The following is a 5985-nucleotide window of genomic DNA, read 5'->3' on the forward strand; positions in this document are numbered from 1 at the left end:
TGCAGTCGTATTCGGATAAGATGCATTCTTATTTATAAATGTACCAACACCCACATACCTGTTTGCAGGATTTATCATGGATGTGTAATGTCCGGTCACCGCTCCAGGAGTTCCCTTCACATAGGCATCCTTCTCGCTGTACCACTGCTCAATGCCCATGAGCATGCTCTCTGACCAGTTCCACGCAAGCACCTCGGAAGTCGGCAGCCATTTCCCGGATATTTGAAATCAAATACAGACTTTCCGTTAAGTCTTGAGTGATACATTGTAACACTCGCCTCCGCAGCTCTGATCCTTGCTATCTTCTCAAGTCCTGCCGACCACTTGATCGGCACATAGTCGTCAAGCGTCAATTTCCGTCCATCAATCTTAACGCCCTGCTTACATGCTTCATAACGGATCTGATTGATCCTCTTCACTGCAGCCGAAGCCTCCGACACATACTTGCCCTTCATTGCTATAAACACGCAATTGGCAGATGGTTTTGTCACATCCGCAGGTATTGTCGCCGCTTCAGCACTTGTTCCTCCCGGCACGATCACTGACAATCCAACCGCAACTGCGATCGCCAGAGCCATTATCCGGTGTAACAACTTCTTCTTTTGTACTCCCATAGTTTAAATTTGTCCTCCTCTTATAATATGTATCAGCCTGTTGATTTCATTATAACTCACTATGTGATTTATTGCATGCCTATTTGCTAAACAATACAGTATATCGCATTAATCTATGTACTCAGGCATTATGTTTTCGCCTATAACACAATCCAACATTGTTTTCAATTTACCAAGTTCTTTATTTGAGTTACTCTTTATAAACTGATTTACTACCTCTAATGCCATTGGTATTTTATCTAATTCAAGAACCTCTTCTTCATAATCATCAATAATAATGTCGCATTTTTTGTTGATTTCAGCATTTGGGAACTAAATATGAGGTTTTGATTTTGACTGTCCTTAAGTGCACCCATCCCCAAAATTTTGCTATGGAACTGTCTTTATAAAAACTTTCGCTATTGCCTATTACTTCGTAAGGGCAAGTCGAAAGTTTTTGGTAAAGACAGTTAGTCTTTCATAACAAATTTTCTTGTTACAAAAAGTGCGTTTATATCGGTCAATTGGAACTTAATATGAAGTTTTGCCTTCTGGTACCATTTTCTAATCAATTACTGTGTGATAGATTTTCTTTCAACGTAAAAATTTTCAAAATTAATTTCAAAATTCCAATCGTTTCTTCCAAATGAATCCCTAGTCAAATCATTTATTCCTTGTGCTACTACCATGATATGACCAGCACAATTTTTCAACGAAACAAATATATAACCTTTTGGACAATTTATCTCTGATAAAAAGTCTGCATTATCATCATATATTAAAAGTGACCTTATTTCATTAAACTCCTTTATAATTATTAATTTTCTTTTCTCTTCTTCATAATCAGCTGATATTATTGCACCATTGATTACAGAAATATCCTTATTCCTATAATTAAGATGATTTCCTAAACTCCTATACGAAAATACTAAATTTCCCTCTTCATTATATGCACTAAATCCACTATCTGATGTTTCATATTTTTCCTTAATCATTAGCATACCTTTTCCATGCTTAAATGCATATAAGGTATATTCGTTATAAATCGAGATGGTTTTGCCTCCCACATCCCATTCCACCATTTTATCATTTTTATTAACACGCACATCCATTTTTCATACTCTTTTCGCTAATCTACCCAATATTCATCAACAATATGGACATAATCTTCTCGTTTTATATCACTTCCTAAATTCGAAAACAAATCAACTTCACGGATTCAGGTCTTTACTATGAAATTGGGTGGGATTTTGGTATTTCATCCCTCAATCTTATTCCTCACCAAGTAAGAACTGCAGCGCATTAATTCTCCTGATACCATCGTAATCAGCATCAGGGTCTTCATCCAGTGTTATGATATACTTTGGATAATGGTCTGTAATTTTCTGCAATGGTCTTAGCTCTCTTAAAAGTGTTGATTCCTCTCTGACCGTAGCAGCCACCTGATAGTAAATAATTCCCTTACTGTTCATGGCAACAAAATCCACTTCCTCTGATTCCACCTTGCCGACATAGACCTTATATCCTCGTCTAATAAGCTCAAGATAGATTATATTTTCCAGAATATGACCAGTGTCTGCATTTCTAGAACCAAGTAACATATAACGAAGTCCAATGTCAACCACATAATATTTATCAAGAGTTTTCAAATAATTCTTACCCTTCACATCGTATCGTTTTGCCTGATAAACTACAAATGATTCTTCCAGCGCTGTAATGTATTTCTCAACAGTTTTTACATCCACTTTTCTTCCGTCAGATGTCATAGTGTCACTGATTTTCTTTGTCGATGTAAGATTACCAATATTATCAAACATAAATCGTATCACACTTTCAAGCATCATCACATCGGTAATCTTCTTTCTTGAAATAATGTCCTTTAACATCACAGTGCTATAGATACTCTCAAGATACTGATTAATTACTTCTTCCTTCTCATCCAACATCATAGCATATGGAAATGAACTGAATTTCAAATATTTCTGATACTTTAGCGAAAGTTCTTTTTCATCTCCCGTTGCCTTCACATATTCTTTAAAGGAAAGGGGCAACATCTTGACCTCCACATATCTTCCGGAAAGAAATGTTGCAATCTCAGAAGATAGCATATAGGCATTCGAGCCTGTCAGATACAAATCTACATTTGGCTTTAAATTCAAACTGTCCACAACCTTTGGAAAATCTTCCACATTCTGTATTTCATCAAAGAACACATAGTGCATATCATCATCTACAAGCCTATCCTTGATGTATTTATATAATTCTCTTGGCTGCTTCAAATCTTCATAATCATAGTCTTCAAAATTAATAGCAATGATATGGTCTGCTTGTACCCCAGATTCTTTCAGATAGCCCTGAAATATCTGCATAAGCGTGGATTTGCCACATCGTCTGATACCTGTTACAATCTTTATAATGTCTTTATCTTTAAATTCCTTCAAAGTTTGAAGATACTCGTCTCTAAGTATTATCTTATTCATATAATCCTCCTGTTTTGCGAAACAAAATCCGAGTCCTATGATGAGGAGAGGATTTGCCTTCTTTCTTATGAATCTATTTTCGATGACTAATTTATTTTTTATTTGCTGTATTCATTATATCCAAAAACTTGTTTATTTTCAATAGTTATTGGATTTCATTCCAAAAACTATTCTTTTATTGTTTTTTCTTGGATACCATTATTATATTCAATATTTCCAGATACAATTCCAGAAAACGTAAGTTTGATTGTTATCTTCATACCATTCCCGGAATAGGCATGATTGCTGCTGCAACCATTCTTGCTGAAATCGGTGATATAAACAGATTTAAGAGTTCATCTGCCTTAGTTGCCTTTGCAGGTATTGATCCAACTGTACGACAATCCGGTGAATTTAGCAGCACTCATAATCACATGTCCAAACGGGGTTCACCTTACTTACGGCATGCCATTTTTCTCGCTGCAACTACCCGTTCTTTCCATAACAGTCCGTTGAATGCATATTACAAAAAGAAACGTGACCAAGGTAAACATCACTTAACTGCCACAGGAGCTGTAGTAAGACTATGATTTAAGCCTGCCTGTGGGGAGGCTTAGTTGTGATGCTCATTTTTGCTTCCATATTATATTCACGTTTTCCTGCTAAACACTCTAAGAAATACATCCACTCATCTTTGCTAACCTCTTCTTCGCCACTGGCATAATGTTTTAATGTAAAAAAAGCATCTGTTATCAGTTCCTCATCTGAGTCATATATTTTTTTCACAATCAAAATCGTCAATTAAATATTCCATTAATACATTTTTATCTATATCACCTTTTACTACTTTTTCTATTATTTTTTCCATTTCATTATGATACATATCAACCTCCTAACTAATGTCCCTTGTTTATCAATTGTCCCGATGAAATTCTTACAGCATCAAAGTCTCTGTGAATAATATATCCCCTGGCATCTGTAACTTCATGAATCAAATATTTTGTTCCTAATTCATCACTATATTTATATACAACAGAAGTTCCTCCTTCAGTAGATGCACGGGAACTCATTATCCTTTTATTCAACAGTGAAAAATCTTCTCCTCTAGCTTCAACCTGTCCAATTTTATCTATTGTGGCTTTATCTGTATAAAATTTTCCATTTCGATTTTCAATATTAGTCAGAAAATCTGCTGTAGTATCATATTTTCCACGACTTCCCATAGCTGGTCTCACAAGTAATACTACTTTCAGACTACCCCCGACCTTTGCTAGTAGACATAACCCTATTCTTTCCATCTGCTTTGGGTGATGACTTTCCACCCTCAAAAACTGACCGCAAAACAAATGATGTTATTGCACACTCTGCCCAGGTCTTGGCTACATCTCCGCCTGTTATTGCTTTATCATATTTGTTTCCATGATATATGTATGTAGCTGTACCTATTATTGCCCCCTCTTCAACGCCACTTGCAAATCCATCAAAAAACGACTTTCCTGCTTTCACTGATGCAGCGCCATTCATTATACCAGATATTGCTGATCCCACGAGGGCAGATGTCGCTATAAACTGTGTTACCGTGGCGGCCGCCGCCCCTAGTACAGCAGGGCAGACTATCACAACCGCTGCTGTAACCACAAGCACGCCTATGCCTATAGCCAGCTTTCCTTCACTGGTCTCATCCTCCAATTATTTTTTTCAACAATTTTAAGCTTACCTTATTCTATTTCTTATCTTTCACCTAACCCCCTCCTGCTATTATTCTTCCATTTGTAGCATATTCCTCAATCCATCCAATCCACGGTGCAGGAAATTCTATGCATCTTCCAGAAGTTGTGTCTTCAAGCCTGCCAATTAATGCCAAGTTACGACTTATCCGCTTTAAACACCTGCTTTGATGCGTCCCTGTTCTTGTATAGTCTCACAACTTCCTTTCCACCAGAAAGTAACTGGACGCAACACTCCATTGTCTCTAATAAATTTAAGCATGAAAGTGCCAGTAGCTTTTTATGTCTACTGGCTTTTCACATAACAAAATAAGCAACGTTCTTATTTCATCAGATATTCTTAATATTCTTTTCTATTTGAAGTAACATAATCTAATTTAGCCTTACTACCACTCTCTACACTCTTGACTATAAAATTTATCAACTGCTACCGCTGCATTATACAAGGAGTCTATGTTTGCGAGATTGTCATCTTCGAGTATTGCTCTTCTAAATCCTAATGTCCCTCCATCTGATTCATCCATTTTATTTGAATCCAACTTATTTTTATATTCTTCTATAATTTTTTCCATTTTACTAAGATACTCTCTTGTATAATCATCAACATCATCTTTAATTTTTCCTATTTCACATTGTAAATCACTTAACTTTTTTTTCATAATTTCTCTTTTCATAATTTCTCTTTTCATAATTAAACACCTATTCCTTTATATTTCTTACTTCCGTAATCCAATTTGAATCAAACTTACTAAATAAAATTTGTTTACCATTTCCAGGTCTAGGATCGCTAATTTTAGTTTGTGCTTTTGCTGTTCCAATAGCATGAGTAACTTCTGTTTTCTTCTTCACTCTAGCAACTTTTACAACATTTCGATTTCCCCATTCTTTTGATAATGCCATTTTATCCATATATTCTTCAATTGTAGAAATTCCATTAGCCTCATCAATTGTTGTCCAATACCTAAGTGATGCGTTTGGCGCATCAGAACTAAATTGAACTAAAATCATATCTTCTTTTACAACATCTCTAACTTCAACATCAGTATTAAAATCATCTACCAAACTATCCGCAAATCTATTTGAGTAATCCTTTATTGATGATTCTCTACCACTCTTACATTTAAAACTACCTTCAGGCTCCCCCCGTCCTTTGCATGTAGATATAACACCATTTCCACCATCCGTCTTTGACGATGGTTTTCCACC

Annotated in this window: 9 protein-coding genes and 2 pseudogenes; 1 reads left to right on the forward strand and 10 read right to left on the reverse strand. The window is 35.8% G+C overall.

Going from position 1 to position 5985, the window contains the following annotated elements; all coding sequences use genetic code 11:
- The 4 genes from CCU_RS14895 to CCU_RS01590 form a co-directional block, all read right to left on the reverse strand.
- Positions 1-165 (reverse strand): CAP domain-containing protein (locus tag CCU_RS14895; RefSeq protein WP_208896327.1); only part of this gene is annotated, 165 nt, incomplete at its 3' end.
- Positions 117-614 carry a hypothetical protein gene (locus CCU_RS01580; protein WP_015533319.1) on the reverse strand — a complete coding sequence of 166 codons (498 nt, stop codon included), beginning with the start codon at positions 612-614 and terminating at the stop codon, positions 117-119. The genes CCU_RS14895 and CCU_RS01580, both read right to left, overlap by 49 nt.
- A gap of 551 nt (positions 615-1165) precedes the next feature.
- Positions 1166-1705: a hypothetical protein gene (locus CCU_RS01585; protein WP_015533320.1), complete on the reverse strand. Its 540-nt coding sequence runs from the start codon at positions 1703-1705 to the stop codon at positions 1166-1168.
- A gap of 159 nt (positions 1706-1864) precedes the next feature.
- Complete coding sequence (locus tag CCU_RS01590; protein WP_015533321.1) at positions 1865-3073, reverse strand: ATP-binding protein; 1209 nt, start codon at positions 3071-3073, stop codon at positions 1865-1867.
- A gap of 239 nt (positions 3074-3312) precedes the next feature.
- Here CCU_RS01590 and CCU_RS13975 point away from each other — a divergent pair.
- A pseudogene (locus tag CCU_RS13975) lies at positions 3313-3636 on the forward strand (transposase); the annotation flags it as partial.
- Positions 3637-3643: 7 nt separating this feature from the next.
- Here CCU_RS13975 and CCU_RS01600 read toward each other — a convergent pair.
- From CCU_RS01600 to CCU_RS01620, 6 genes and pseudogenes are all read right to left on the reverse strand, one after another.
- Positions 3644-3838, reverse strand: a complete 195-nt coding sequence (locus CCU_RS01600) for a hypothetical protein (protein ID WP_208895898.1) — start codon at positions 3836-3838, stop codon at positions 3644-3646.
- 110 nt (positions 3839-3948) lie between these two features.
- Positions 3949-4275: a hypothetical protein gene (locus CCU_RS01605; protein WP_015533323.1), complete on the reverse strand. Its 327-nt coding sequence runs from the start codon at positions 4273-4275 to the stop codon at positions 3949-3951.
- A 31-nt stretch (positions 4276-4306) separates the two neighbouring features.
- Entirely contained in the window at positions 4307-4741 is a 435-nt protein-coding gene (locus tag CCU_RS01610) for a hypothetical protein (RefSeq protein WP_055148026.1), read from the reverse strand.
- A gap of 52 nt (positions 4742-4793) precedes the next feature.
- Positions 4794-4916: a hypothetical protein gene (locus CCU_RS14245; protein WP_256364695.1), complete on the reverse strand. Its 123-nt coding sequence runs from the start codon at positions 4914-4916 to the stop codon at positions 4794-4796.
- A 249-nt stretch (positions 4917-5165) separates the two neighbouring features.
- Positions 5166-5468, reverse strand: coding sequence for a hypothetical protein (locus CCU_RS01615; protein ID WP_015533324.1), 303 nt, complete (start codon positions 5466-5468; stop codon positions 5166-5168).
- A 10-nt stretch (positions 5469-5478) separates the two neighbouring features.
- Positions 5479-5985, reverse strand: a pseudogene (locus CCU_RS01620) (T7SS effector LXG polymorphic toxin); the annotation flags it as partial.

The organism is Coprococcus sp. ART55/1 (assembly GCF_000210595.1).
In the GTDB taxonomy this organism is placed as follows: domain Bacteria; phylum Bacillota; class Clostridia; order Lachnospirales; family Lachnospiraceae; genus Coprococcus; species Coprococcus aceti.